This window comes from Pseudomonas sp. PDM27 (assembly GCF_019219205.1).
Taxonomy (GTDB): domain Bacteria; phylum Pseudomonadota; class Gammaproteobacteria; order Pseudomonadales; family Pseudomonadaceae; genus Aquipseudomonas; species Aquipseudomonas laurylsulfatiphila.
The window spans coordinates 232,001-255,991 of sequence record NZ_JAHUWF010000001.1 but is presented as its reverse complement, the minus strand read 5'-3'; the positions used below and the strand labels follow the sequence as shown (position 1 = coordinate 255,991).

32 protein-coding genes and 3 tRNA genes are annotated in these 23,991 nt (G+C 54.1%); 23 read left to right on the top strand and 12 right to left on the bottom strand.

The window, feature by feature from the left end:
* Window positions 1–23: 23 nt before the first annotated feature.
* From KW838_RS01295 to KW838_RS01285, 3 genes are all read left to right on the top strand, one after another.
* Window positions 24–99: transfer RNA gene (locus KW838_RS01295), tRNA-Gly, on the top strand.
* Window positions 100–146: 47 nt separating this feature from the next.
* Window positions 147–220, top strand: a tRNA-Cys gene (locus KW838_RS01290).
* Between the two features lie 195 nt (window positions 221–415).
* Window positions 416–502: transfer RNA gene (locus KW838_RS01285), tRNA-Leu, on the top strand.
* Window positions 503–582: 80 nt separating this feature from the next.
* Here the strand turns inward: KW838_RS01285 and KW838_RS01280 are convergent.
* Together KW838_RS01280 and KW838_RS01275 are read right to left on the bottom strand one after the other, a co-directional pair.
* The gene (locus KW838_RS01280) at window positions 583–1,614 is read right to left on the bottom strand and encodes a tyrosine-type recombinase/integrase (RefSeq protein ID WP_218500093.1); all 1,032 of its coding nucleotides are present in this window, start codon (window positions 1,612–1,614) and stop codon (window positions 583–585) included.
* A gap of 1 nt (window position 1,615) precedes the next feature.
* A complete protein-coding gene (locus KW838_RS01275; RefSeq protein WP_218500092.1) occupies window positions 1,616–1,822 on the bottom strand; it encodes a DUF4224 domain-containing protein in 207 nt (68 codons plus the stop codon).
* 200 nt (window positions 1,823–2,022) lie between these two features.
* On the opposite strand from KW838_RS01275, the gene KW838_RS01270 reads away from it, so the two are divergent.
* From KW838_RS01270 to KW838_RS01260, 3 genes are all read left to right on the top strand, one after another.
* A complete protein-coding gene (locus KW838_RS01270; RefSeq protein WP_218500091.1) occupies window positions 2,023–2,262 on the top strand; it encodes a hypothetical protein in 240 nt (79 codons plus the stop codon).
* 156 nt (window positions 2,263–2,418) lie between these two features.
* A complete protein-coding gene (locus tag KW838_RS01265; RefSeq protein ID WP_218500090.1) occupies window positions 2,419–3,132 on the top strand; it encodes a hypothetical protein in 714 nt (237 codons plus the stop codon).
* Between the two features lie 372 nt (window positions 3,133–3,504).
* On the top strand, window positions 3,505–4,131 hold the full coding sequence (locus KW838_RS01260) for a DUF6338 family protein (protein ID WP_218500089.1): 627 nt from the start codon (window positions 3,505–3,507) through the stop codon (window positions 4,129–4,131).
* Between the two features lie 154 nt (window positions 4,132–4,285).
* On the opposite strand, the gene KW838_RS01255 is transcribed toward KW838_RS01260, so the two are convergent.
* The 8 genes from KW838_RS01255 to KW838_RS01220 all read right to left on the bottom strand — a co-directional run bounded on the left by KW838_RS01255 (window position 4,286) and on the right by KW838_RS01220 (window position 8,071).
* Window positions 4,286–4,624 carry a hypothetical protein gene (locus KW838_RS01255; RefSeq protein ID WP_218500088.1) on the bottom strand — a complete coding sequence of 113 codons (339 nt, stop codon included), beginning with the start codon at window positions 4,622–4,624 and terminating at the stop codon, window positions 4,286–4,288.
* An 81-nt stretch (window positions 4,625–4,705) separates the two neighbouring features.
* The gene (locus KW838_RS01250) at window positions 4,706–5,167 is read right to left on the bottom strand and encodes a hypothetical protein (RefSeq protein WP_218500087.1); all 462 of its coding nucleotides are present in this window, start codon (window positions 5,165–5,167) and stop codon (window positions 4,706–4,708) included.
* Window positions 5,164–5,436, bottom strand: coding sequence for a hypothetical protein (locus tag KW838_RS01245; RefSeq protein WP_218500086.1), 273 nt, complete (start codon window positions 5,434–5,436; stop codon window positions 5,164–5,166). The genes KW838_RS01250 and KW838_RS01245 overlap by 4 nt, the downstream gene beginning before the upstream one ends.
* A 150-nt stretch (window positions 5,437–5,586) precedes the next feature.
* The gene (csrA, locus tag KW838_RS01240) at window positions 5,587–5,787 is read right to left on the bottom strand and encodes a carbon storage regulator CsrA (protein ID WP_218500085.1); all 201 of its coding nucleotides are present in this window, start codon (window positions 5,785–5,787) and stop codon (window positions 5,587–5,589) included.
* A gap of 65 nt (window positions 5,788–5,852) precedes the next feature.
* Entirely contained in the window at window positions 5,853–6,056 is a 204-nt protein-coding gene (locus KW838_RS01235) for a hypothetical protein (RefSeq protein WP_218500084.1), read from the bottom strand.
* Complete coding sequence (locus KW838_RS01230) at window positions 6,053–6,616, bottom strand: tellurite resistance TerB family protein (RefSeq protein WP_256358690.1); 564 nt, start codon at window positions 6,614–6,616, stop codon at window positions 6,053–6,055. Before KW838_RS01230 ends, KW838_RS01235 begins: the two co-directional genes overlap by 4 nt.
* Before the next feature lie 264 nt (window positions 6,617–6,880).
* Entirely contained in the window at window positions 6,881–7,129 is a 249-nt protein-coding gene (locus KW838_RS01225) for a DUF1654 domain-containing protein (protein WP_218500083.1), read from the bottom strand.
* A gap of 219 nt (window positions 7,130–7,348) precedes the next feature.
* Window positions 7,349–8,071 (bottom strand): S24 family peptidase, encoded by a 723-nt coding sequence (locus KW838_RS01220; RefSeq protein WP_218500082.1) that lies wholly within the window; start codon window positions 8,069–8,071, stop codon window positions 7,349–7,351.
* Window positions 8,072–8,177: 106 nt separating this feature from the next.
* Here KW838_RS01220 and KW838_RS01215 point away from each other — a divergent pair, with 106 nt between their 5' ends.
* The 9 genes from KW838_RS01215 (at window position 8,178) to KW838_RS01175 (ending at window position 13,515) form a co-directional block, all read left to right on the top strand.
* Window positions 8,178–8,378, top strand: a complete 201-nt coding sequence (locus tag KW838_RS01215) for a Cro/Cl family transcriptional regulator (protein WP_218500081.1) — start codon at window positions 8,178–8,180, stop codon at window positions 8,376–8,378.
* 53 nt (window positions 8,379–8,431) lie between these two features.
* Window positions 8,432–9,052 (top strand): hypothetical protein, encoded by a 621-nt coding sequence (locus KW838_RS01210; RefSeq protein WP_218500080.1) that lies wholly within the window; start codon window positions 8,432–8,434, stop codon window positions 9,050–9,052.
* Between the two features lie 64 nt (window positions 9,053–9,116).
* Window positions 9,117–9,425: a hypothetical protein gene (locus KW838_RS29355; protein ID WP_256358689.1), complete on the top strand. Its 309-nt coding sequence runs from the start codon at window positions 9,117–9,119 to the stop codon at window positions 9,423–9,425.
* Window positions 9,425–10,171: a DnaT-like ssDNA-binding domain-containing protein gene (locus KW838_RS01200; protein WP_218500079.1), complete on the top strand. Its 747-nt coding sequence runs from the start codon at window positions 9,425–9,427 to the stop codon at window positions 10,169–10,171. The genes KW838_RS29355 and KW838_RS01200 overlap by 1 nt, the downstream gene beginning before the upstream one ends.
* A complete protein-coding gene (locus KW838_RS01195) occupies window positions 10,171–10,992 on the top strand; it encodes a replication protein P (protein WP_218500078.1) in 822 nt (273 codons plus the stop codon). The genes KW838_RS01200 and KW838_RS01195 overlap by 1 nt, the downstream gene beginning before the upstream one ends.
* Window positions 10,992–11,492, top strand: coding sequence for a hypothetical protein (locus tag KW838_RS01190; protein WP_218500077.1), 501 nt, complete (start codon window positions 10,992–10,994; stop codon window positions 11,490–11,492). Before KW838_RS01195 ends, KW838_RS01190 begins: the two co-directional genes overlap by 1 nt.
* Window positions 11,492–12,829, top strand: coding sequence for a site-specific integrase (locus tag KW838_RS01185; RefSeq protein ID WP_218500076.1), 1,338 nt, complete (start codon window positions 11,492–11,494; stop codon window positions 12,827–12,829). The genes KW838_RS01190 and KW838_RS01185 overlap by 1 nt, the downstream gene beginning before the upstream one ends.
* Window positions 12,801–13,121, top strand: coding sequence for a hypothetical protein (locus KW838_RS01180; RefSeq protein WP_218500075.1), 321 nt, complete (start codon window positions 12,801–12,803; stop codon window positions 13,119–13,121). The genes KW838_RS01185 and KW838_RS01180 overlap by 29 nt, the downstream gene beginning before the upstream one ends.
* Window positions 13,122–13,125: 4 nt before the next feature.
* Window positions 13,126–13,515, top strand: a complete 390-nt coding sequence (locus KW838_RS01175) for an antiterminator Q family protein (RefSeq protein WP_218500074.1) — start codon at window positions 13,126–13,128, stop codon at window positions 13,513–13,515.
* A gap of 158 nt (window positions 13,516–13,673) precedes the next feature.
* On the opposite strand, the gene KW838_RS01170 is transcribed toward KW838_RS01175, so the two are convergent.
* Together KW838_RS01170 and KW838_RS01165 are read right to left on the bottom strand one after the other, a co-directional pair.
* Complete coding sequence (locus KW838_RS01170; RefSeq protein ID WP_218500073.1) at window positions 13,674–14,612, bottom strand: DUF4435 domain-containing protein; 939 nt, start codon at window positions 14,610–14,612, stop codon at window positions 13,674–13,676.
* Complete coding sequence (locus KW838_RS01165; RefSeq protein WP_218500072.1) at window positions 14,612–15,967, bottom strand: AAA family ATPase; 1,356 nt, start codon at window positions 15,965–15,967, stop codon at window positions 14,612–14,614. Before KW838_RS01165 ends, KW838_RS01170 begins: the two co-directional genes overlap by 1 nt.
* A gap of 762 nt (window positions 15,968–16,729) precedes the next feature.
* Between KW838_RS01165 and KW838_RS01160 the strand changes: the two genes are divergently transcribed.
* From KW838_RS01160 to KW838_RS01125, 8 genes are all read left to right on the top strand, one after another.
* Window positions 16,730–17,065: a phage holin, lambda family gene (locus KW838_RS01160; protein WP_218500071.1), complete on the top strand. Its 336-nt coding sequence runs from the start codon at window positions 16,730–16,732 to the stop codon at window positions 17,063–17,065.
* 127 nt (window positions 17,066–17,192) lie between these two features.
* A complete protein-coding gene (locus KW838_RS01155; protein WP_218500070.1) occupies window positions 17,193–17,639 on the top strand; it encodes a DUF1737 domain-containing protein in 447 nt (148 codons plus the stop codon).
* 466 nt (window positions 17,640–18,105) lie between these two features.
* Window positions 18,106–18,705, top strand: a complete 600-nt coding sequence (locus tag KW838_RS01150) for a terminase small subunit (protein ID WP_218478731.1) — start codon at window positions 18,106–18,108, stop codon at window positions 18,703–18,705.
* A 3-nt stretch (window positions 18,706–18,708) separates the two neighbouring features.
* Window positions 18,709–20,718 (top strand): phage terminase large subunit family protein, encoded by a 2,010-nt coding sequence (locus tag KW838_RS01145; RefSeq protein ID WP_218500069.1) that lies wholly within the window; start codon window positions 18,709–18,711, stop codon window positions 20,716–20,718.
* A gap of 53 nt (window positions 20,719–20,771) precedes the next feature.
* The gene (locus KW838_RS01140; RefSeq protein ID WP_027923826.1) at window positions 20,772–20,978 is read left to right on the top strand and encodes a phage head-tail joining protein; all 207 of its coding nucleotides are present in this window, start codon (window positions 20,772–20,774) and stop codon (window positions 20,976–20,978) included.
* Window positions 20,978–22,462 carry a phage portal protein gene (locus tag KW838_RS01135; RefSeq protein WP_218500068.1) on the top strand — a complete coding sequence of 495 codons (1,485 nt, stop codon included), beginning with the start codon at window positions 20,978–20,980 and terminating at the stop codon, window positions 22,460–22,462. The genes KW838_RS01140 and KW838_RS01135 overlap by 1 nt, the downstream gene beginning before the upstream one ends.
* The gene (locus KW838_RS01130; protein ID WP_218500067.1) at window positions 22,459–23,607 is read left to right on the top strand and encodes a head maturation protease, ClpP-related; all 1,149 of its coding nucleotides are present in this window, start codon (window positions 22,459–22,461) and stop codon (window positions 23,605–23,607) included. Before KW838_RS01135 ends, KW838_RS01130 begins: the two co-directional genes overlap by 4 nt.
* Window positions 23,604–23,948 (top strand): head decoration protein, encoded by a 345-nt coding sequence (locus KW838_RS01125; RefSeq protein ID WP_218500066.1) that lies wholly within the window; start codon window positions 23,604–23,606, stop codon window positions 23,946–23,948. The genes KW838_RS01130 and KW838_RS01125 overlap by 4 nt, the downstream gene beginning before the upstream one ends.
* The last annotated feature ends 43 nt before the right edge of the window (window positions 23,949–23,991 follow it).

The window sequence follows — 23,991 nt, the reverse complement described above, 5'->3', positions numbered from 1 at the left end:
TATAGAATGCGCCACACCAAGACGCGGGAATAGCTCAGTTGGTAGAGCACGACCTTGCCAAGGTCGGGGTCGCGAGTTCGAGTCTCGTTTCCCGCTCCAAGTTTGTACGCATTTGATGTCGCGCTACTAGATATCAAATGTTTTGAGGCCGAGTAGCAAAATGGTTATGCAGCGGATTGCAAATCCGCCTACGCCGGTTCGATTCCGACCTCGGCCTCCACTAATAAACAAGCTCCGTAGATCTATGATTTACGGAGCTTTTTTATTTGCAGTAGCCTGCAAGATTTAGTCTTGAAAAGGGTATTTGCGAACTTGCTTCACCGGGGCGGGATGTATATATTTCCACCTCTGCTGCACAGGCGTCATAACTGCCAGATCGTTATTTGGCAAAACCTGGACGCTTCACCGCGCTACCGCCCGAATGGCGAAACTGGTAGACGCATGGGACTTAAAATCCCCCGCTCGTAAGGGCGTGCCGGTTCGATTCCGGCTTCGGGCACCATATAAATCAAGGGTTTGCGAGCGAAAGCTGGGCAAGCCCTTGTTCGTTTCTGGTCCGCAATTATTGGATTGGTCCGCAATTCACTTGGTTGGTGAGACTTTTTTCCCTTTCCTGTTGCGGATGTACTGCTCGGTCATTACAACGGTCGTATGCCCAAGTTGATCTCTGGCCTGCAGAATATCACCGCTTGATTCGGCCTTGTCCGTGCCGGCTTTAGCGCGCAGGTCGCGCATCTGGAACTCGGACTTTGCTACCCCGGCTGCTTCCCTGGCCAAGTCAAATCTTCCCCGTAACATCGCCACCGACATTGGTGTGCCATCCTCTGTAACGATCAGCCGCGTCGAGCGGACTTTATGTTCTGACTTTCGGGACATGATCCGATCAATCAAAACCTTCAGCTCACCAGTGATTTCAATCCGCCGCTTGGCGTTTGTCTTGCCCTGCAGCACCCATATCTGCCCTTCGCGGACATCTCGCTCATCCATCAATCGAGTGTCGGTCACCCGTTGGCCAGTCAAATAAGCAAGGTCCATCGCATCTTGAAGGCCCACATCTGCTTTCTCGTACACACGCTTGAACAGTGCATCCTCGATATAGATGTCCCGCCCCGTTTCCTTGTTACCCTTGATACCTGAGCAGGGGTTGGCGAGTGCTGTGTAGCCGGTATCCCGGGCAAAGTTCCAGATTGAACTGAGCAGAGCCTTCTCCCTGTTAGCACGCACAGGCGCAGCCTTGCGCCAGGTCAGGTACTGGCGGACGTGCAGTGGTTGAATATTTTCGAGCGGAGCCGGAGGATCGTCGAAGAATGACATCAAGTTTTTTAACTCCCTAACGTTGTCCTTTTGCGTTGCTGGTTTCTTCGATGGCACCACGTCGACTAGATACTTCTCGGCCACGTAACGGAAGGTGATTACCTTGGCCACTAAGGCGGTGGCTGTACGATCACGCTCAAGTTTCGCGTACTCCATGATCGCCAGACCGTAATCGCTGCCGAGCGGGATCTCTTTGCGGTCCTTGCCGCCGGTGTCGTAATAATAGAAAACCCGGCCACTGGCTTTCTTGCGCTCTCTAAACCGGGCGATAGATCCGGGTTTGCTTGGTCGTCGTCCCATGTTAGCTAGCCTTGCGTGGTTTCCATACGGGGTTCTCTGGCTCAAACATACCGACCGCCGTCACAGCCAACGCCGTAACACTTGGCCAGCCATTCACCTTGATGGTGTGTCTGACGCCGTTCTTCTTCAGGTTGAGGATCTGGCCTGCCTTGGTCCGCGCGCCAGTGAGCTCGCAAACCTCCTCGTGGGAAAGAAACTGGATGTTCATGAGCTGCTCCATGCCGCGCGTGGCGGCAGAAGGTGGGGAGGTTCAGATGATTGCTACCAGCGTCTGGCTGCCGTCAGCGTTGGTAGTGGTCATGCGCATAAAGAGGCGAGTTTGTTTTCTGTGGGCATGGGGCGTCCTATGCCGGGGCATGCCCGGGCGGTGGAGTTGAAGGGAGGTTGGCTATCGCAGGTGTGGATCGCATGACCATGGGGCAGGTGCTATGCGTCCCGATGATTCCGGTATCAATCGAACCGGAGCGCTACCGCATGAAACGACTTGCCGAGTGGATAAATTTGATTACTGCTGTAATCCGCTTTTACGCGGTAATCACCTGTATGGGATGGCTTGGCCCTGAGCGAGCGTGCGATGTAGTGCTTCAGTACGGAACGGTGGGCATCTTCATGATTTGGCTATCAATCAAGCCGGAGCGCTACCCATGAAACGACTGACCGAATGGCTGAACCTTATTACCGCCGTGATTCGCTTGATCAACGTGATCATCCGCACGGGCTGGCTTTGAGTTGCCGCCGGCTGGCGTGATTCGTTGAAGTGGGCTAATGGTTAGCCGTCAGGATTGAAGCTGGAATGGAGACGATATGGAAAACTTCTGTAATGCAGATACCACTTTGGGCGTGATTTGGTTTGCTGTTATTTCTGTTTGGGACTGGCTTGTTAGATTTGTTTTTGCGTTTTGGATAGGTCTTCAGTGGCCACACGCGGCTCTAGCAATTTTTGGGGTGAGCATATTTACCTTCAGGAAAGAAATTTCAGATTTGATCCTTCGCATAAAGTCACTAGGTAAAGATGGACTATTAACAAATCCGCCAAGAGCAACGCAGAATCAAACAGATTTGGAGAGTGATGCACCAGTAAACGCACAGGGGATTGCGAATACTGAATTTCCAGCTGTCATGGAAATGACAAGAGGTACTGTTGACTTTGAGTTGGCTAGCATCGCTGAATCAGAAAAGTCAGGCTTTTTATACTCTAATCTTGCCTATTGGAAAACCATGTGGTGGTTCGAAAATGTTTATTCTAATATTTTTGGTGGTCAAATACTGCTTTTGCGGCACTTGAATCAATTTGGTGAGGTTGGTATTTCTTCTGGTGATATAGCGATATTGTGGGCTCAATATCAGGACAGATTCAAGCCTCATGTTGATTCGTGGTCCTCTGAGGTATTTTTGAATTATTTAATAGATAAGCTTCTAATAGAGCGAACGGCTGACGGAATAAGAATTAAGCCTATTGGCACTGAGTTTCTTGTGTGGATGGCGAAATTTGGAAGGTCTGATTCCAGGCCTTGGTAATTTAACATGAAAAAGTTTAAGTAATTCACACTAAAAATTATAAGAGAAGTAGGTGAAGCTGAGTCAGGTGGCGATGCGCGGAACCAGTACGCCGAGATCCGCCAGTTGCTGAAGGGCGATCGCACATTCATCGCCGAACGCGAACATCGCGCTGCCAGCCCCTGGGCAGGCGCCACCACCACCGGCAACAGGTCAATCACCAGCTCTTTCTGGAAGGACAGGCCCACACTTGGCTGGCCGTGGATGAACTGAGGGGGCTTCTGTTGTGTGGACATAGGAATGCCTCGTCGCCAAACGGCTAGGCACCGCCCTCCGTGACCGGTTGCGCTGCGTGGGGGGCAATTTGATTGTTGTTTGACAGATTGGCTGTTAATGTCTGATGAACGCACTATTTATGGAGGGGAACGCTTGGACATTTGGCAAACCGATAAAATTTTTCTTTTTATTGCTTTTGTAATTCCTGGCTTTTTGAGTATTAAGTTTTATCAACTTATTTTCCCGGGTACTATTCGGAATGCTTCTGATCAGCTGATAGATGCAATTGCGTATAGCTGCATAAATTATGCTTTGCTTTTTTGGCTCATAATTTATGTCGAAAATGCAGATCTTCGTCATGTTTATCCTGCATTGTATTATCTGTTTTACGTTTTTGTTTTGTTCGTGTCACCCTTCCTTCTCGTCTTGGGTTGGAAATGGCTCCGTACGCACGAGAAGTTCAAAGGGTCTGCGCCACATCCTACTCCGAAGCCGTGGGACTTTGTTTTTAAGCAGGCCAAACCTTTTTGGATAATCGTGTACTTGAAGAACGGTAATAAAGTTGGTGGTAGATTCGCAGGGAATTCTTTTGCGTCCAGTTTTCCCGCGGAAGAGCAAATTTATTTAGAGGAGGCCTGGATAATATCGGAATCTGGTGTCTTGGATCGACCTGTCAAAAAAAGTGCAGGAGTTCTTGTAATGGCGTCTGAAATATCGTATATGGAATTTTCTCATTACACTTGAGGTGGAAATATGTCCGACAAAGAACTGTCCAATAATGGATACCAACCTACGTCGAGCGAGCGGGTTGAGCGTGGTTACCAGCCAGTGCTCGATACACCACATCAGTCGACACCTAATGGCGGCTATCAACCGACCGGGGCTGGCGATAACCCTACTAATGTGCCGTCGCCACCGAAGGAGCGATAATCTCGTCACCGGGATCTTTTCGGATTTCTGAGATGCTCTGATTGTGGAATTCTCGCGCCACGTTTTCGCTAATCACGATTACGTGTCGCGTTTTGAGCGCTTCCCGCGCACCAGCCGGGCCAAGCGAATGCACGTACCGCAGGACTCTCTCGATAACAGAGGCCTGTTCGGTATCCTCGTTCCAGGTCATCAACTCTTCAAGAATGTTGCGCGTGCCGAGGCGACACCGGTGCCGCAGCTCCTTCTCGTCGAACTCGACCCGCTTTCGAGCAGTCTTCGCCGATCGTTCTTGTCCGCTCTTGGCCATGGTCTGCCTCTTCAATTCCTTGGGCCGGTAGATCCAGCCATGTCTGTCGTCGGCGCTCGCGCACCTGGTTGCTGATTCGTCTCATGCTGCCCTCTGCTGATTCCAGACGCCCACGGCGTCGAATAACAGGGCGGCATGCTCTTCAGTCAGCGAGATCTCGGCGGGAATGGCGATCCACCCCGAAGCGACCCGATGATTCGGATTGCTCTCGGCGACGAGGGTTTTGTAGGTGTCCTCGATCACGTCTTCGAGGTGTTTAGCCAGATAATTGCCTTGAGGGGCGACCTCGACCGATTTGGTGTAGCGGTGCCCGCGTTGATCTCGACACTGGACGCTGACATAGATCGTCCAGCGATGGGCAACGTCGCAGACTGCTTCGGCCATGCGTTGTCCTGGCGGGATGCTCGTGCAGCTCTTCCTGTTGATCATCCCTTGGCGTCCGCTGGGGTCGATGTGGACCACCGCGACATGATTGGCATTGAGCAGTGCCCGGCTCGCTCGCTCTATCCGGGTACGCATGTTGTTGGGCTTTCGCTTTTTCATAGCGCCACCGTAATCTGGCGATTGGCCTTGGCTTCAAACTGCATGGCAAGGTCGTGAGCGGCCTTGTAGTCGTTACGGAAGGCGCGAGTCTTGCCGGTGGTGAGGTCTTTAATCTGATACATGCCGAAGCTGCCACCGGCGACTTGGTAGCGCACTGGTTTAGCAGGGGCTCGTCGATCAATACGACTGTAGAATCCGGAGCGGGCGGCCTTTGTTCGTTGCAGCAGTTCACCGACTTCATCGGCGCGCTCTTGAAATGATGGATGCATGGTTGATCCCTCGGGGTAGGTTAGGTGTATTCATCAGCACTCCGACCACCTGCTGGTGGCCATTGGGCAGGGAAGGGGGCTGATTGATAAAAGGCAGGCGTAAAAAAGCCCGATCGGTACCGGGCCATTGTTTGTGTCACGAGGGCCTGCTTAAGTGATCGCAGGGGGGGCCATCGCGGGCTTCGACAAACCCGCCTGAATGCGCTGCGTGATTTCCTCTCGATGCACCTGGACATCCTTGGGTGCGCTAGTTCCGATACGTACCTGTTTGCCGCTAACACCCAGCACTGTGATCGTGATGTTGTTGCCTATGTTGATGCTTTCGCCTTCTTTGCGAGTCAAAATCAGCATTGTCCATTTCCTTGCGTGAGTGGGTTTCCCAATGCCGCCTTGCAAGAAGCGGCATCAGTGAAACATCACTGCATTACGCGGATTTCATTACGAGGGAACCACGAACCATCAACCAGAACCATGCAGCCAACAAAGGCGGCGTAGCGGGTCTCTCGGTCCGTCTGGAAGCCGTAGTAGGAGCAAGTGGCCCGAGAGGTTACGTTGCTCAGCAACATGCAGCCGACGATCAGTGCCAGCAGGATCAGCAGAACCTTTTTCGCGTACCTCACGCCTCGATACCGTAGTCAGCCAGGCGCAGACCGAAGTGCATGCCTATTTCCTTCAGCACCACCAACTCTGCTGGCTCGATCTGACCATCAGCCTGGGCAACCGCAAGAATGTTGACGAAGGCTTCCTCTGCGTCGGCCGGAAAGTTTTTGATGTCGGCCAGTTCCCGCTTGATCGCCAATCGACCTACTTGAAAGTTGGCGTTCAACTGGCCTGTAAAACGATTGATGGTTTCGGTGATCTCGCTGCCGAAGTGCGTCAAATTCGGGTTGGAGCGAATCAGCTCATCCAGTTTGGAAACCTCGCTGGCTTCAATCTCACCATCAGCCGCAGCGACCAAAAGGCCGCCACCAACAATGGCCTGCATCAAGTCGCGGTTAACGACCTTCTTCATTTCGGCCTGGGCGTTGCCGACTTGTTTTCCGAACAGTTTCTTCATTCCGAACATGGTGATTCCTCTGGGTGGGGTGACATCCCACTGCACCCTGTCACCAAGGTGCAGCAGTGATGCTGTCAGTCCTACTGCCGCCGGAGAGGCGGGGCGCATTGCTTGCCGGGTCATTCACACGGTTCTGGCGTTTCACCATCGATCAGTCGTCCAGGTTGTTCCTGTCGTTGGCAGGCTTTGGACCTTTCTGTTCGCCGGTCACCGGTAGAGGCAATGCGGTCTGTTGTTTGTTGCGCTAATTGTTAAAGAGTGGCGCAGCTTTCGCTGCTGAGCCGATGGCTTGAGAATCAAATTACTAGCGATAATAAATTCAGTCAAGACCGCAGGTAATAAAAAATACGGTAGATAATAAAAAACCCGCTCAATCGCGGGCCCTCTTCACGCTTCGCAGTACTCTCGCCACCCGATCCTGATGGCACCATTCTCAAGCCGATCCATGCGGATCCCATCGGTTTCTTCAATTTCCTCCAGAACTTGGAGCCATGCTTCGGCAGATTCGTTTTCTGACTTGGTGACTACGACAGATTGGATCTTCTGCGCATGCGGCGCAGCGATCAGGCGTTGGATTCGTCGGCGCAGAATCGCACATGAAGTCTCAGATGAGTTTGCAGGAGGTGGGCGATGCATACGGTGATCCTTAGTTTTTTCATTTGGAAGCGGCACCACAAAATGTCAAACATTTGACGGTTTGGGATAGTCCATTTCGGCAAGCTGCAAAAATCTTTATAAAAAAAAGAGGAATACACGCCGCAAACTTACGAAAGTGAAAGAACTTGTGAGGACCAAAGACGAAAAAGCCCGCGCATGGCGGGCTTCTAAAGGCAGGCAAGATGGGGGACCAATGTCCTATAGCTTTTGCAGCGCCCTTACCACGACTCCAACGATTCGGCAGTTCTCTGCACACATCTCAGTAGGGTAGGCAGGGTTCAAGGGCCTTAAGTAACGTCGACCACCGTCATCTACAAGCTTCTTGAAGGTGGCTTGGTCGCTGTCAGCCAATTTGGCCACAACAAGTTTTCCAGACTGAACGTCAGCTTCGGTATCAACGAGGATCAGCGTTCCTTCAGTAATGCTTGTCCCGACCGGAGATGTCATCGAGTCGCCCTTAACCTCAAGCCAGAAGGCCGGCCCTTTAGAGTTGTAGTCCGATAACTCGTATCGATCTGAAAACCCAGGAGGGAAGGGTTCGACTGCTTCCGCCCAGGCGCCAGCAGCAACCCAGCTGATGACCGGGTAGCGGAATGACTCATTAGGTTGTCGACTTGAAGCGACATTTGAAGGCTCAGAGCTTGAAAGCTTGTCGATTTCTTTTGCAAGGCGCTCGCTAAAGGCTGAAACGGGGACTTTCAAATAGCGCGCAAAAACAGAAGCGGCCTCGATATTCAAGGCGTTTCGCCCTGTCAAATAATGGCTCGCAGCGCTCTGGCTATTGGCTTTGAGACCTTCCATAGCAATTTTTTCTTGGCTAAGCCCGAGTTCTTTTTTCTTCGCTTTATAGAGCGCGTTCAGCGCGGCGCATTCCTGCTGCTCTACGTCGCTCAAGGGGCGTTTTTTCATAGGTTTATTCATAAACGCACTGTATTACGTCAGGTAATATCAATCCAAGACCGCCGATATTGACTTAATAAAGACCGCAGGTAATACTTTTGTGCATGCACAGTGAAAGAGGTCCTGTATGCAGCGCATACCACTCAAAGATTTTGTGACCAAAGTTGGTCAGCTAAAAGCGGCGTCAGCGCTTCGTATGAGCCAGGGCGGCATCAGCAAAGCCTTGAAGGCAGGGCGGGAGGTTTATGTGACCGTGTTTGATGACGGTCGCTTCGAGGCGGAAGAGGTGAAGCCCTTTCCCGGCCAACTCCAGCGCTTCACAGGTTAACCATCACATTATCTAGCGCTCCATTGAAGCCAGATTAGAAGAGAGCAGTTCATATGGAAACGTCCAGTCCAAGACACAGCATTCAAACCCGGGATCAGGTGCTAGTCGCGCATGCGGCAAATCAGATCGCGCGCACCAACCTGAGTCAGGATGATTTCGCCCAGGCGCTGAGCCGGGAAATTTACGTAATCGTCCCTGCCGCGAAGATTGAATTAGCGAAGGTTCCTGATTTCGATGAGCTGGCGCGGTTGAACGATGTTCTTGGGTTCGTGAGGGCAACAGGTCGCTGGCTCAAGCGTGTTCAACGCTGGCTATCGAGCGAGCAAGAAATTCCTTCTTGGCTGGAAGAGTCCTGGGTCAATGCACTCGAGCCTGAGTTCCGTGATCACTGCGTGAATGAACTGGCCAGCCGCCACGGTTTGATTGGTGCTCGCCAGATGGCGACCGAACAATGCGGGAACAAAAGTTTCAGTGCGTTGATCCGCGCCTTGGGGGATGTGATCGACACGGGAAGCGAGGTTTTCGACGACCAGGTGATGAGCGAAAAGGACATGCCTCACCTACCAGCGTTCGCCAAGGAATGTCGACAAGTTGAAGCAAGGGCAGGGGAGCTTGGTCGGAAAGCCGAGGAGATGATCGAAAAGTCTCGCCCAGCGTTGAAGTCGATCGCCTGAGTTATAGACACAAAAAAGCCGACGGAGAAGGTCGGCTGATTCGCAAAACTAGAGAGCGATGATTATGCACAGCCACATTGCCCCAAGCAATACCCTCGATGTCGTGACACGTTTCGGTCAATCGCAAAACATCTCATGCCTCACCATGTCGTCACACGATATTGCCGAGCTGATAGTTAGTTCGCATGACAATGTCTGGAAGACAGTCCGAGCGCTGGCTACTAAGGGTGTGGCGTCCTCAAATGACACCCCCTACAAAGTAACAGCCCTGAAGCCTGATCCGGAAGCCAGCATCCAGCGAGCTGCATTCGACCCAATGGTCACCCCGAAAGGCCTTGTTCGCCTTGCTGAGCTTCTGCAGGAGACAATGTAATGGCCGGCGATTGGATCAAATTCGAACTCACTACCCTAGATAAGCCAGAGGTCTGCCAGATTGCTGACCTAGCCGACATCGATCCGGACGCGGTAGTGGGCAAGTTGATGCGTGTATGGGGATGGTTCGACCAGCAGACGGAGAGCGGTAACGCTCCGAGCGTTAGCAAAAAGTTACTTGATCGGCTGGTGGGCGTTATCGGTTTTTGCGAGCACATGAAATCCGTGGCATGGATGCAAGAAGTGGATGGCGTAATCAGCCTCCCGCATTTCGAGCGTCATAACGGGAAAACCGCCAAAAACAGGCTTCTCACTGCCAAAAGAGTAGCCAACTACAAAGCAGCTAACGCCAAAGGTAACGTTCCAAGCGTTAGCAATGCGTTACCTAAAGAAGATGTAGAGAAGAATAAAGATCAACACAACACTCTGGGCGCGAGCGATCGTTCGGCGGCAGTCGAGATGTCGCTTGAGTGGGTGCCTGATCAACAGCTCTTGCAGTCTTACGCGCTGCGGATGGCCCTACCGTTAACTACGTTCACCGCGGAGGCCACGGCTGCTTTCGTTTGTCATTACACCGCCAGTGGTCGTTTCGAGACGCAAGCAGCCTGGGTCAGCCTGCTCGTGAAGTGGATCAAGCGCGATGTTGCCAAAACGGCCAGTTCCAACATTCGGCAATTTCCCGTGAAGCAGGTCAACGGCCCAGATTTCGATGACACGACCTGGTCTGATGATCTGGGTGACTTGTGATGACCCAAGCCAAAAGCGTACCTCAGAGCGCCAACCGACTGCTGAGCAAGATAAGCAACCTGCCGCCCGTGACGCTGAAGCAGCGGAAACAATTGCCGCCTGGTACCGCTGATGTCGTTAACGCGCTGTTCAAGGAATTGCAGGCGATCTTCCCCGCGTGGAAGCAAGCTTGGCCCGATGATGAAGCCCTACGCGCTGCAAAACGCAGTTGGGTCAAGGCTTTCGTCTCCGCCGAGATCAATACTCTCGAGCAGATTCGGTACGGCTTGCAGAACTGCCGACAGCACGGCGGCGATTTCGCGCCGAGCGTCGGTAAGTTTGTGAAGTGGTGTCAGCCAACTCCTGAATTGCTGGGCATTCCTTCGCACGATAAGGCCTTTCGTGAAGCGCTGGTCAATTTGGACCCGAGCCGAGCATTTTCCCGCGAGTGGTCGCACCCGGCGGTACGTCATGCCGCCCTTCAATGCGAGATGCATAACCTGAACAGCCTGGTGTCCGAGAAGGCCAGCAAGGTCTTTGATCGTGCCTATGACATCACCATCCGGTTGTTGGTCAGCGGACAGCCGCTCGAAGACATCGCCATTGGCATCGGCCATGACTCGCAAAAGCTCGAAACGCAACTTGCGGAAGAGTACGGCGAGGCGCGGTTGTTGAGGACCATGTCGCAACAGTCGATCCCGCTTGACGGCAAGGTCGCCCGTGCCCAGTTGCTGGCTCGTTTTGCCAGTGGCCCGGGAAAACGCGAGCAGCAACAAGCCTCGCTTCCAGGTAGCCGCTTGAACTCCCTCCCTAATCCAATCCATCCCACAGGTGGTTTCTGATGAATGCAGCCAAGCAACAAAACATGCTCGCCGGGCAATCTTCACTTGCCCGTAAGGTGTTCCAGGTCGTGCCAATCCAGGAGCGTTGGAGTGCCCACGACATTTTCAATTCGTTGATGGTTTCCGAAGCCACGGGGGCTCAGTTCCCGGCTGTCCGGCGCGGCTTGGGTGAGTTGAAGGAGGCAGGTCTCATTCGCGAGCCCGTTAACGGTCACTTTCAGCGTATCGCCGTCACCATCAAATCCCCGAGAGAGCAGAGCATGCCAAAAGAAACCCAGTCAGCCGTTTTGACCATTAAGAAAGCCGATGCCAGCGCCCTAGATACGTTGGCGGTGCTGTCTGGTGAGGTCATCAGCTTTGCCGAGGAGGTCGGTCATCGCATGAAAAAGCTCGCCGCGCGTATCGAGGAAGTGGCGTTGTACGTTGAGGCAGAGCGCGAGGTCAACGCTGAAGCACTCGACAAATTCAAGCTCCTGCAATCTCTGCTGAAGGGGGGCTAATGGGCGATCGAACGGCCGTGGTGAAAACCCTGACGGTGAAGCTGTCGGACGCCGAGATCGAGCGAAACGCCAAAAAATTGCACGTCCGCGATCTGCGTGATGCGAGTCATCCGGCGTTGCATTTTCGCTTCGCAAAGAATCGTTCTCGTGGCTCTTGGTACTTGCTCAGCAAGCGCTCCTGGCACCGTATTGGTGGATTCCCGGATCTGAGCACCAAGCAGGTGGTTGCGGCGCTGCCGACTGTCCGTCTGCGAGTTGCTGCCGAAGAAGGTTCGACCGTTTCGAAGTGGGTCACGACCGGTGAGTTGCTGACTTGGTACGCCGAGCGCATGGCGCGTGATCGCAGCTTGTCCGAGAAGCGCAAGAAGACCGGCGCCTCGATGATCAAATGTCACCTGATGCCGCGTCTCGGCGATCTGCCGCTGACCGGCATCGACAAGGCCGCTCTCGACAGCGACCTGATGTGGCCGCTGCAAGAAAGCATTTCCATCGACTACGTGCGGTCGGTGTTCCAGTTGCTGGCCCTGTCCTTCCGGCAGGCGTGCAAGCTAGGCCTGATTTCGTCAAACCCGATGACGGGCATCAAGTTCAATGACTTTTCCAAGGCCAAGGTCGGCATCAAGCCGTCTCGGTTGCGCGGCACCCAGCTGCAAGACCTGATGACGCGCTTGCTCGGTGCGATGGCGAACAACCCGGGGGATGGTCTGTTGGCGCTGCTGATGCTCTGCCACGGCACGCGGATCGGCGAAACCCGGCAGGCGCGCTGGTCACACATCAGCCTGGCCGAGCGTGAGTGGTTCATTCCTGCCGAGCACACCAAGACTGGCGTCGAGCATCGCCTGCCGTTGACTGAGCAGGTGCGCAAGGTGCTCATCAGCTATCGCGAGAATCAGCGGGCCAAAGGCTATGAGGGCCAGTTCCTGTTCCCGTCTCGTAATGGCAAGGCACTCAGTGAAGGGCAGGCGAGTGCCGTATTCGTGCGGCTGGGGCAGGGCGAGTGGACCAGTCACGACTTGCGCAAGTTGGCACGTACCGGCTGGGCCGACCTCGGCATTGACCACCTGATCGGTGAGCTGCTGATCAACCATGCGATGGGCCACAACGTGAAGGTGTACATCCAGTCGGACGTGATGGGGCGCAAGCGTGATGCCCTGGAGCAGTGGCACGCGCATCTAGATCAGAAGGGATTTGAGGAGATTCATATGTTGACCGGCGTTAGATTCGGAGATTCCGGTAATGCGCTGGAAGCCACAGAAAATAAGGGCTGCAAGGCCACTCAAGAATCAACCATAGGCGAGGATTCAAAACATGCAGAAAGGGCAGGGCCTTGGCTTTAAGAGGCAACGGATCGAGCTTGAGCCTTGCCCGGGCTGCAAGGGCAAAGCGGTAGTGGAGGGGGTGTTTTACGAGCAGATTTGTACTGCTTGCAACGGCTCAGGTTGGGTTGTTTTGGGAAGCGGGCAGGTGCTTTCTTCGGACGAGTTAGTGACCCAGTTGAGCTTCAAATTGCAGCAGGCTCAGCGTGAAATTGAAGTGCTCCAGCAGGGCTCGTCGATATCTGGCCCAGCCGAGTACTACCAACAGAACAACCGTCGCGGTGCCGGCGGATCAAATTACACAGGGGATTGAAAACATGATGATTCGTAAGCCGGCAGGCCGACCATTGGGGGATACCGAGTACCTGCTGGAACAGTGGGGATGGTGGCGAATGGACGGGGCAGGGATACCCCATTACACCTCACCGACATTTGCGCTAATGCGCCAGGCGATGCCGCAGGTGTCGTCGAGCAAGAATTATTGCATCACAGACGAGTGGGCCGGAGCAATTGACAGCGCAGTGGCGCGGCTCTCACATCGTGATCAACAGATGGGCGATATTATTTGGCTTTACTACGGCGCCAAATGGCCCATGGTCCGGGTTGGCAAGCACTACGGCATAAGCGAAGGGAGAACGCGGGAACTGGCAAGAGCGGGGGCGGCATGGATCGATTGTGCTGTCGGTGCAATACGGCAAGCTGCTTAAATCGCTCCACCCCTTCATGTAGCGCTGCAAAAGAACTGAAACATACAAAACAGTCAAGCGTTGATAGTTCTCGAGGAATCAGAATCAACGCGTGACTTCAGACAAAAAATGCCCGCGAGTTAGGTAATGATGCGATCGTAAAAAACTCTGCACCAAACTTAAGAGAAGGTAATTTCCTTACTTCGCCCGAGAAAGTCAATAAGACAGTCTGGGGTGTGTACATATTGCGCCAGGGAGGAAAGCACATGGTCGGCCATTGATGGGTTTTCCAGCTTTAGCTTATGGCCGAACTGGTTGAAGACTTTTTTTGAAAGAGAGCTGTCCTCTTTTAAGAGTTTAATGAACTCTCTGAGAAACAAAATTTCTTGCTTTCCTCTAAATAGCATTCCAGGACTGCCGAGAGTCTCTTTAAGTTGAGAGCTTTGAATTAAAAATTCTTTAAATTTTGTCTTTTCTGTAAGCCTTACAGCTTTATATTCGCTTTTTCGGGAAAGTTTAATTGTTAGATTTTCGTCTGCTATTTTTACGTCTATTTTTAAAAGCTTATCAAGGCATATCTTCCTTTCATGCATCTCTTTTCTAACGTAGAGGAAAACTGAATTTGTAATAATTAGTTTTTTGTTTTTGTGGAAAGCTGCTCGCAATCTTTCATATTCCTGTACAACAAAACCTATTATGGCTAAGCGCTGCTGAATCTTATAGTTACTCAAGCCGCACTCGCCGACTATAAGATTCCTAATTGTAGTTGGGTCGCAATATAGGTTTTCAATGGAGTACGATGGTGTGGTATAAATATCCGAGTCTAGTACTCTGGTGTCAAAATCCCTGTCCACGAGAAAGAAAACTTTATCTGTTTTGTAGGAAGGGTGATTTCTAATTGATACTCTTAATTCAAGAGCTTTGGATTTGCCCCCTACGGAAACAGCATCCCAAAGGTCGCCAAGTATGCTTGAGATTTTTGATGTATAAAACTTAGGGTCATCCTTCCCTTCGATAATGAAAATCGCCTTCCCATGCGAACGAATCCGAGAGTATTCTAAAAAGAAAACCTCTGTATCATCTAGACTCTCCAGCAAAGTATCTACACGCGAGCCCATCAATCTAACTCCTTGAAAAAATAAGATTGGAGGTCTGATGTATACTGTGTTAAGCCTGAGAATATGAATGGGCTATGAGTCATAGCAAGTAGCATTGAGCAGCTATCACAACTTATCACATCTTTGATTAGCAATTTCTGCCATTCTACCGACAATGACAGTTCTGGCTCGTCAAACAAAATAAAGTACTGATTATCTCTTTCTAAAATCAGTTTTGAGAATAGAGAGACAATTTGCTTTTCACCTGACGAAAGATCTCCAAATTTAATTGGTAGATCGCTGTCAGGACATGTGATAACCACGCTAATAGACGTGGCATCATACTTCATGGTTTTGTTCTTGAAATACTTCGTGCATATTTCAGAGAACCTAGTCAAAGCTTTATCCTTCTCCCGTTGCTCGAAGAAAGCGCTATACATCTTGGAAAGAAAGTAAACGAGTGTGTCGTTTTTCTTCTTTGCCACTTCAGCCTTGTTTTTGACTAATGAGATTATCTTCGACTTGTCCGATGGCGTTAGAGATCTCCCAAATCTATTAAGCACCAACTCAATAGAGTCGGAGTTGCTTGTAATTATGGACCTATCCTCATCATTGACCGTTAAGCCGTTGACAAGCCGAGTTAGAATTTCGCTATTTATTCTGGACATTGAATCATTGGACGAGGTCAGAATTTCTTTTTTTATAGACTCTAATTTTTCTTCGACGTCCGTCAGTCCAAACTGAATATAATCCTGTCCTTGTTTTTCCTTATCTATATTCAAAGAGGATAATAAATCTTCAACCCTTCGATATGTTGGCAAATAGAGCGTTTTAAGTTTAAAGTTTTCTTCAATCTGTTGAAAGAACTCCATCTTTCTTAGGTCCAGCAAGAGCGACTCTTTTTCATCGAAAAGGTCTTTAATTGCCATGGAGCTGAAAGGATACCTTGAATCTATACGAGTTGACTTGGAATCTGTTAATGATGTGTGTGGCTCAAAGAGCTGGCCAATTTTTCTGCGGACGGTCTCAAATTTACTATCCGCCATCACTACGTCTATAATCTTTGAAAGCTCTTCGCTCGAGACCCGTCCAGATATATGTTTATATGCCTTTGACTCCCAATCATACTCCAGCTCTGTTTTCATGATGGAAATAGGAGTTGCCGCACTCGAAAATTTTATCTCAATGCCGCCAAAACTTATTTCGCGGAGCTTCCTAATGTTTCCAGTTAAAGTTGCATCGATTATTTTTAGAATGGTTGTTTTTCCTTCGCCATTCTCTGATAGCATGATTTTATATAGCTCGTCAAACTCGAGCCTAACGTTTTTGTATCCATGCAGTTTTGTTATTGAGAAGTATTCTATAATTGGTGCCACGGGTTCTTCCTTAGTGATGGCTGGCTGGTGAATGCTAAAGATATAACCTAGCATTCATATTTATTTGCAATGGATTGGGTGCAATGTATTTTGTATGCATGCCAATCTCCACTATTGCTTATTAAACATGAACAATATCTGGGTGATCCGTTTCGCTCGGTTCCTGCCCGCATGTGGCCACATAATGGCTTAACGATGCTACGGTGGGAATAGCCCTCAGCTCTATTTATGCAACCTGCTCCAGGTGATGTGTGCGTTCGCAAGCCTTCAGGCAGCTACTTATCAATGGCAGCACCCGGCTAGAACGGGCATTCAGCAGCTACGAAATGAGCAACCATTGCTTGTAATTTTCTATAGTCCGAAAAACAGCGACTATGACTGAGCGGCATAGGGTCTATTGCCGCCTGTCGCGCAGGGCTGGAGTGCATAGTTTTCTTCCCATCGTGGCTGAAGATGGATGGACGACTCAATGCATCAGATGGTCAATGCGGATGCAACGTCAAGTTGGAGCCAATTTTGCGTTTAATGCAAAAAAGCCTTTTCCGCGCGGAATAGACCTGCTTTTATAGCAGCGTGTGTTGCTGTGAACGCAGCGAGACGCCCTTCAAGAACCCGACCATTGAGTCGGGATTTTTGTGCCCATTTATAAGCCCTGCCATCGAGCAGGGCTTTTTCGTTTTTGGCTCCGTCACGCCCATCGCTTCGAGCTGGGAAGTGCTGCTGGAGCCGATCTATTGCGCTACCCGAAAGGGAGAAGTCCGGATGACAAACATGGCCGATAAACCAGACACATGGCTGCTCGTTCTCGCGTGGCTGGGACAGCATGCGCCGACGATTTACGCCGGAGCATTGTCATTCGTGGTCGGTGCGTTACGGATCATTTATGGCGGCGGCACGCGAAGACAGGCGCTGCTTGAAGCTTCGCTTTGCACGCTGATCACAATTGGCTTGATTCCGCTACTGGAGTACTTCGGTCTCCCGCAGAACTTCGCCACGGCTGCGGGTGTGTTCATCGGATTTCTTGGCGTGAAGAAGATCGCCGATCTGGCTGATCGGTTCGCAGACTTCAAGTTTCCAAAATCGGATTCGGCGCCGTGAAGCGCTGCCCTTGGGTGCTGCCTCTTGTGCTTCTGCTGGCCTACGCCGTCAGGGGCCACATCCACTGTGGTGATTCGCCTGCCTGTCAGCCGCTCGCCGCTCAATCATTCAATCGTGAGTTTAGAGAATGGCCTACACCCAATACGAAACCGTCGTCGCCAACACCCCCGAGGAGCTGACGGCCAAGCTGGCACAGGCCATTGCCGATGGCTGGCAGCCCTACGGTAGCCCTGTCTCCATCACTGAAGGCTTTCAAGTGCTTCAGGCTGTGGTGAAGGGAACGAACAATGCATCTGGCACGCCAGGCGACATCTCCTCTGAAAACATCTCGGACGCTTCGGATGTCGGCAAGGCCGTGCTGGTGAGTGTCGACGCTGCCGCCGCTCGTACGGCTATCGGCGGTGGGACTTCGGACTTCTCCGGCAGTTACAACGATCTGAGCGACAAGCCGGCCATTCCCGCTGAGGGTGACGCCGCGCTGTTGGAAGCTGGCACCGACCTCATCGCGCATACCTGGTCAGCCAAACTGATCCATGACGAGATTGCCCGTCAGATTGCAGCGTTACCGGCATGAGCATCACACCCGTAATCTCCACTGCCTCCGTTTCAAACGCGATCTTCAATCAGTGCAGGATCAGGGTTTCCAAACTCACCGGGGACCCTGGCAACTTCCAAGGAACACGGGGCATAAGACTCGCGCAAACGCGTTAGCGGCACCCCTCCAGAGTTAGTTAACTGGTTAACTCCCTCGGTTAACTTAGCTGAAAGCCTTATGGGCTGTGGCTTACAGGGCGGTTAACTAACGAATTAAGCTGGTTAACTCAGCCAACTGTCGAGTCGGCTGAAAGTCAGGCGGGCCGTGGCTTTCAGCCCGGTTAACTAAGGCAGTTAACCAAGAGTTAACTAAGCGATTAAAAAACGGTCATGAATTTGGCTGAAAGCCAGGCAGGCCCTGGCCTTGAGGTGGTTAACCTAGGAGTTAACCGACTAATTTACTCGGTTAACTCTCGGCCCCGCCGGGTTAACCGTAAGGCATCGACATGACAGCACTCACCAAAGCGGAGTTCGCCGCTCGCCAAGGCTGGTCGAAACCCTATGTGTCGAAGTTGGCCAAGAGCGGTCGTTTGGTTCTGCTGGCGGACGGCATGGTGGATGTCGAGGCCACGGACCGACTCCTGTTCAGCACTGCGGATCCGAGCAAAGCCAATGTGGCGGCGCGACATGAGCGCGAGCGGATACAGCGCAGGCCGGAAGGCAATACCCCGGGCCCCCAGATCGAATACGAGCCTTCAGCCGTTCTTTCGCACCAGGCGCCATTGGCCGGCGAGGGCATCCCGGACTTTCAGGAGTCGCGCGCCTATCGCGAGTTTTATGAGTCACGCCTGACCGAGAGCGAGTTTCACAAGAATCGTGGCGCCCATGTCGAGTTGGAGGCCGTTAAAACGGCGGCGTACACGACCGGGCGGATGTTACGGGATCTGTTGCTGGGTATGCCGCCACAGTTGGCCCCCGAATTGGCCGCCATGAGTGATCACTGGCAAATCGAGAAGCATCTCACTGCCGCCTTGCGCCGGGTGTTGGACGATGCCGAACGGATGTCCTCGACAGACCTCATCCATTCTTTGACTGCAGCGAGCTAATCCATGTCAGCGGAAATGCCCGACGGTGCAGCGGTGTACCGGGAGGCGTATTTCCGCGGGCTTCGGCCAGAGCCGGATGTCTGGATCGATCAGTGGGCTGACGAGTTCATGCGCATCCCGCGGGATGCCGGGGCCGCCGAACCCGGGCAGTACCGCACGGCGCGTACGCCGTATGCCCGCGAGCCCATGCGTTGTTTGTCACCAGCCCATCCGTGCAAGCGCGTGGTCACCATGGTGGCCTCGCAGTTGATGAAAACCCAGATCGCTTTGAACTGGATTGGCGGCCTGATCCATATGGCGCCGTCCAACATTCTCACGCTGCTGCCCAGCCTAGGGTTGGCCAAACGAGTCTCGTCGCGCATCGGCAAGACCATCAAGGCCACCCCAGTGCTGCGCGAACGAGTGGCGGCGAACCGTTCGCGGGATGCGCGCAACACCATGGACACCAAAGAGTTCGAAGGTGGTTCGTTGTATGTCACCACCGCGGGCTCAGCGGCGAACCTGTCGGAGTTGTCGGCCCGGTACATCTACGGTGATGAGGTGGATCGCTGGGTGGTGGACGTGGGCGAGGAGGGCGACCCGATTGAGCTGGCTGAAACCCGGGGCAGTACGTTTGGCCGTAACGCCAAGTTTTACTTTTCCAGCTCGCCGACGATCCGGGGCGCCTCGCGCATTGCCGATTTGTTCGAGACCAGCGACCAGCGTTTTTACTACGTGCCGTGCCCGAATTGCGGGCACATGCAAGTCCTGGAATGGGAACGCCTGCATTACTCGACAGATTGCCAACGGGCGCACTATGAGTGCGCCGGGCCTGACTGTGACGTGCTGATCGAAGAACATCACAAGGGTGAGATGTTGGCCAAGGGCGAGTGGCGCGCCCATGCCCAGGGCGATGGTGAAACCGTCGGCTTCAATCTCAATGCGTTGTACTCGCCGCCCGGCTGGACTGGTTGGGCCGCGCTGGCCAAGCAGTTCGAGAAGGCCAAGACCGCCATGTCCCGCGGCGATCTGGAACCCATGCAGGTGTTCTACAACACCCGTCTGGCCAAGGTCTGGGACAGCGCCCAAGAGCAGACCAAAGCGGATGTGCTGATGGCTCGGGCCCGCCTGGAAACCTATGGTTTGGGTTCGATGCCGTTCGCCGTGCTGATGCTCACGGCCTCGGTCGATGTTCAAGCTAACCGGCTGGAGTTCATGGTGGTGGGCTGGGGCGCCGGTATGGAGCGCTGGATCATCGACTATCAGGTGATCTGGGGCGACCCTTCCGATGAACGCACCTGGTCAGTGCTCGATGACAAACTCAAGGCGCGTTATCCGCACCCGTGTGGTGCGGAATTAACGATTCGCGCGGCCGGCATCGACTCCGGTGGCAACCACACCGACGAGGTGTACCAGTTCTGCCGGCTGCGGCGCTGGCGCAACATCTTCGCCGTCAAGGGCGCGAGCAAGTCCGGTCGGCCGGTGATTGCGCAGCGGCCATCGATGATGGATGTCACCTGGAAAGGCTTGACCGAGCGCAAAGGTGTCGAGCTGTGGTTCATCGGTACCGACACGGCCAAGGACTGGATTTACAACCGCTATCCGGTGGAGGACGGTCCCGGCGCGCTGCACTTTGCCAACGACCTGCCGGATGATTTCTTCGCCCAGTGCGTCGCTGAGCGCAAGGTGACTCGGTACATCAAAGGCTACAAAAAAATCGAATGGGTCAAGGGCAAGGCGGAGCGCAACGAAGCCCTCGACTTGATGGTGTACAGCCTGGCGATGGCGCATTACCTGGGCCTGAATCGCTACAAGGAACACGACTGGGAACGGGTGAGAAGCGCCCTGATGCAGGCGGTGCCTCCGGGTGAAAAAGCTATTGTAGTCGAACGCGTCCGCGCTCCGGTGTCATCTCCGCAGCAACCGGCGGACCCCGTGCCACCACCTGCTAAGCCGGTAATAGCACCGCTGCCGATTGCACGGCCGCCACAGCGTCGAAGCTCCAGCAGCGGCTACCTCAAAAAAAGACGCTGAATGAAATCGCGGCATTGTCCTCCACGTTGTCTTTTTTCTTTAGAGCGATCCCCATGGCCTTTACCCAGCAGCAACTCGATGCGGTCGAGAAGGCAATTGCGCGCGGCGAGAAAATCGTGCGCTACGCCGATCGCAACGTCGAGTACCGCGACATCGACGAATTGCTCAGAGCACGCGACGAAATTCGTAGCTCGTTGATCGCGGCGGCCGGACCTCGTTCGCGCATCGTGCGGCTTTACCATGGAGGCAAGGGACTGTAATGGCTCGTCACTTTCCCACCTTGGGCCGCAGCGGATTCTTGATTCCGTCGAACATCAAGGCCAGCTATGAAGGTGCGGCCGAAGGGCGCCGTTCCGCTAGCTGGGATGCGCCCGACGCCGGCTTCAACAGTATTGCCATTCCGGCGTTACGAAATCTCCGCTCGCGTTCCCGCGCAGCAGTGCGCAACGACCCGTACGCCTTCAACATTATCGACAAGCGGGTCAGCAACCTGATCGGCACCGGCATCACGCCGCGGCCGAAAACCCAGGATGACGAGCTTCGGCATCTGCTGCAGGAACTCTGGGCCGACTGGACCGAAGAGTCCGACGCCGATGGCCTGACCGACTTCTACGGACAGCAGGCGTTGATTGCCCGGACGGTGGAAACGGCTGGCGAATGTTTTGTCCGCCTGCGCCCGCGCAGCCTCGAAGAGGGGCTGGTGGTGCCGCTGCAACTCCAGGTGCTGGCGCCGGAGTTTGTGCCACACGACAAGTCCGAAATGGTCCGTAACGGCAACGTCATTCGTGCCGGCATTGAGTTCAGCCCGGACAGTCGCCGGGTGGCGTACTGGATGTATCGCTCGCATCCCGGCGATGTTGCGTCGTTGAACAGTGGCTACAACCAGCTGGTGCGCGTACCGGCCAGCCAGGTGCTGCACATTTTTGAGCCGGTCGAACCGGGTCAGCTGCGTGGTCTGCCGCGTTTATCGCCGGTGCTCAAGCGCCTGCGCAGCCTGGACAACTACGACGATGCGGTGTTGTTCCGCCAAGAGGTGGCCAACCTGTTCGCCGGCTTCATCAAGAAGCCATCACCGGATGACATCCAGACCCCGGTCGACCCAGTGACCGGAGCGCCACTGAACCTCGCTTCGGATGGCTTCACACCGATGGTGGCATTGGAGCCCGGGACCATGCAGGAGTTGTTGCCGGGCGAGGAGGTCGAGTTTTCCTCGCCGCCAGATGCCGGCAACAACTACCCGGATTTCATGCGTCAGCAATTGATGGCAGCGGCGGCCGGCGCCGGAATGCCGTACGAGATCCTCACTGGCGACATGCGCGAAGTGAACGACCGTGCGTTACGGGTGGTGCTCACCGAGTTCCGGCGTCGACTTGAGCAGCTGCAATTTGGTGTGTATGTGCACCAGTTATGTCGCCCAGTGCGGGCCGCGTGGATGGATATGGCCGTGCTCAGTGGCGCCGTGCTGTTGCCGGACTACGCCCAACGCCGCCGTGAGTACCTGCGTACACGCTGGGTGCCACAAGGCTGGGCGTATATCCATCCGGTTCAGGATGTTCAGTCACGCACGATGGAAGTGAACGCCGGCTTTGCCTCGCGTAGCGAAATGGTCCTGCGCACCGGTTATGACGCCGAAACGGTGGACGAAGAAAACGCCGCCGATGCCGAGCGCGCTCGGGGTAAAGGTCTTAATTACAGCACGCTCGTCGAACTGCTCCAGGCGTTCGACGACAAGGAGCAGACATGAGCAAGAAAACGCCGCCGCGCATTTACAACAAGGCCGGCCAGCAAGTGCTGGTGCAGGATAAAAGCTGGTACGCCGTACACGCCAGCGGCGAAGCGACCGAGCGTGTAATCGAAGTTTTTGTATATGGCGAAATCGGCACCTGGGGCATTACTGCCAGTCAGTTCATGCAGGATCTGCGCGCGGTCGACGACGGCGTGTCGCCGGTGATCGCGGCGTTCAACAGCATCGGCGGCGACCTGTTCGACGGGTTGGCCATGCACAACACCTTGTCGCGGCTGGGCGAACGTTGCACGGCGCGTGTCGATGCATTGGCGGCGAGTGCGGCCAGTGTCGCGGTGTGCGGTGCCCACAAGGTGGTGATTGCGTCCAATGCGATGTTGATGATCCACAACCCGTGGACCTATGCGGCTGGCGACGCCGAGAGCTTTCGCAAGGTGGCGGATGTACTCGACCAAACCATGGAGGCGATCATCGCGGCCTACAAGGCCAAGGCACCGGACATCGATGAGGTGGAGTTACGGGGTTTGGTGGCCGCCGAAACTTGGCTGACAGCCAGTGAGGCAGTGGCTCTGGGGCTGGCCGATGAGGTGGGCGACGGGGTGCAGGTCAAGGCGTGTCTGGGGCAGGGCGGGGTGATGCAGCGTTATCAGCACACCCCAGCTGAATTGCTGGCCCAGCTCGATGAGTTGCCTGAGCCAGATCCGGAGCCGGCGCCAAACGATCCACCCAAGCCAGTGATGGATTCGGCCAAGCTGGCGTTGTTGATCACTCAACGTTGCGCGGAGGCGGGGATCAGCAACCTGGTCGCGCCATTGCTCAGTTCGACCCAGCTTGAAAGCGAAGAAATCGTCCAGGCGGGGCTGACCCGGGCCAAGGCGGTGCATGACCTGTGTGTCGCGGCACGACTGCCAGAACTTAGCCTCGAGTATGTGGCCGCGGGGCTGGATGAGCCCGCGGTACGCGCGCGGCTGTTCGACAAGATCGTCAGCAGCGGCAACGGTTTCGAAATCGACAATAGCGTACCCCTCGACGATGACCCTGCACCAAAGGTGTTGGCGAAACAACCGAATCCGTCTTCGATCTGGGCAGCCCGTCAGGCCGCGCATGCGGGGCAATCCAACAGTGCAAAAGGAGCACGAGCATGACCGTAAAGTACGAAACGCTGCACGCTGGCGAGTTTCTGCTCTCTGAAGGGGCTGGGAAGATCTCTCGTGAATCCATTCTGGTGGCCGCCGGTGCCGCACTGAATGCCGGCCAGGTGCTGGGGCTGGTCACGGTGACCAATGAGTTTGCCCCCTACGATCCTGCCGCCGTTGATGGCACCGAAGTGGCGGCCTGCATCCTCTACGGGCCGCTGGGTGAATCGACCGAAGAGCGTCGCGCCAGTGCCGTGGTACGGCTGGCCGAGGTCAGCGAGGTACATTTGACCGGTTTCGATGCTGACGCGGAGGCCGCCTTGGCGGCTCAATTTGTGATTGCCCGCTAAGTCAGCCCCCTTTTACCCCAACCCCGCCTTGTGCGGGGTTTTG

Bases quoted from the DNA above. Each gene is read 5' to 3' on its own strand.
- KW838_RS01215 (WP_218500081.1), top strand. From the start codon at position 8,178: ATGCAGCGCATACCACTCAAAGATTTTGTGACCAAAGTTGGTCAGCTA.
- KW838_RS01270 (WP_218500091.1), top strand. From the start codon at position 2,023: ATGACCATGGGGCAGGTGCTATGCGTCCCGATGATTCCGGTATCAATC.
- KW838_RS01210 (WP_218500080.1), top strand. From the start codon at position 8,432: ATGGAAACGTCCAGTCCAAGACACAGCATTCAAACCCGGGATCAGGTG.
- KW838_RS01135 (WP_218500068.1), top strand. From the start codon at position 20,978: ATGGCTCGTCACTTTCCCACCTTGGGCCGCAGCGGATTCTTGATTCCG.
- KW838_RS01180 (WP_218500075.1), top strand. From the start codon at position 12,801: ATGCAGAAAGGGCAGGGCCTTGGCTTTAAGAGGCAACGGATCGAGCTT.
- KW838_RS01230 (WP_256358690.1), bottom strand. From the start codon at position 6,616: ATGACCCGGCAAGCAATGCGCCCCGCCTCTCCGGCGGCAGTAGGACTG.
- KW838_RS01160 (WP_218500071.1), top strand. From the start codon at position 16,730: ATGACAAACATGGCCGATAAACCAGACACATGGCTGCTCGTTCTCGCG.
- KW838_RS01125 (WP_218500066.1), top strand. From the start codon at position 23,604: ATGACCGTAAAGTACGAAACGCTGCACGCTGGCGAGTTTCTGCTCTCT.
- csrA (WP_218500085.1), bottom strand. From the start codon at position 5,787: ATGCTGATTTTGACTCGCAAAGAAGGCGAAAGCATCAACATAGGCAAC.
- KW838_RS01170 (WP_218500073.1), bottom strand. From the start codon at position 14,612: ATGGGCTCGCGTGTAGATACTTTGCTGGAGAGTCTAGATGATACAGAG.
- KW838_RS01190 (WP_218500077.1), top strand. From the start codon at position 10,992: ATGAATGCAGCCAAGCAACAAAACATGCTCGCCGGGCAATCTTCACTT.
- KW838_RS01255 (WP_218500088.1), bottom strand. From the start codon at position 4,624: ATGGCCAAGAGCGGACAAGAACGATCGGCGAAGACTGCTCGAAAGCGG.
- KW838_RS01275 (WP_218500092.1), bottom strand. From the start codon at position 1,822: ATGAACATCCAGTTTCTTTCCCACGAGGAGGTTTGCGAGCTCACTGGC.
- KW838_RS01155 (WP_218500070.1), top strand. From the start codon at position 17,193: ATGGCCTACACCCAATACGAAACCGTCGTCGCCAACACCCCCGAGGAG.
- KW838_RS01220 (WP_218500082.1), bottom strand. From the start codon at position 8,071: ATGAATAAACCTATGAAAAAACGCCCCTTGAGCGACGTAGAGCAGCAG.
- KW838_RS01130 (WP_218500067.1), top strand. From the start codon at position 22,459: ATGAGCAAGAAAACGCCGCCGCGCATTTACAACAAGGCCGGCCAGCAA.
- KW838_RS01150 (WP_218478731.1), top strand. From the start codon at position 18,106: ATGACAGCACTCACCAAAGCGGAGTTCGCCGCTCGCCAAGGCTGGTCG.
- KW838_RS01250 (WP_218500087.1), bottom strand. From the start codon at position 5,167: ATGAAAAAGCGAAAGCCCAACAACATGCGTACCCGGATAGAGCGAGCG.
- KW838_RS01140 (WP_027923826.1), top strand. From the start codon at position 20,772: ATGGCCTTTACCCAGCAGCAACTCGATGCGGTCGAGAAGGCAATTGCG.
- KW838_RS01195 (WP_218500078.1), top strand. From the start codon at position 10,171: ATGACCCAAGCCAAAAGCGTACCTCAGAGCGCCAACCGACTGCTGAGC.
- KW838_RS01200 (WP_218500079.1), top strand. From the start codon at position 9,425: ATGGCCGGCGATTGGATCAAATTCGAACTCACTACCCTAGATAAGCCA.
- KW838_RS01260 (WP_218500089.1), top strand. From the start codon at position 3,505: ATGTCTGATGAACGCACTATTTATGGAGGGGAACGCTTGGACATTTGG.
- KW838_RS29355 (WP_256358689.1), top strand. From the start codon at position 9,117: ATGCACAGCCACATTGCCCCAAGCAATACCCTCGATGTCGTGACACGT.
- KW838_RS01280 (WP_218500093.1), bottom strand. From the start codon at position 1,614: ATGGGACGACGACCAAGCAAACCCGGATCTATCGCCCGGTTTAGAGAG.
- KW838_RS01225 (WP_218500083.1), bottom strand. From the start codon at position 7,129: ATGCATCGCCCACCTCCTGCAAACTCATCTGAGACTTCATGTGCGATT.
- KW838_RS01175 (WP_218500074.1), top strand. From the start codon at position 13,126: ATGATGATTCGTAAGCCGGCAGGCCGACCATTGGGGGATACCGAGTAC.
- KW838_RS01265 (WP_218500090.1), top strand. From the start codon at position 2,419: ATGGAAAACTTCTGTAATGCAGATACCACTTTGGGCGTGATTTGGTTT.
- KW838_RS01185 (WP_218500076.1), top strand. From the start codon at position 11,492: ATGGGCGATCGAACGGCCGTGGTGAAAACCCTGACGGTGAAGCTGTCG.
- KW838_RS01145 (WP_218500069.1), top strand. From the start codon at position 18,709: ATGTCAGCGGAAATGCCCGACGGTGCAGCGGTGTACCGGGAGGCGTAT.
- KW838_RS01245 (WP_218500086.1), bottom strand. From the start codon at position 5,436: ATGCATCCATCATTTCAAGAGCGCGCCGATGAAGTCGGTGAACTGCTG.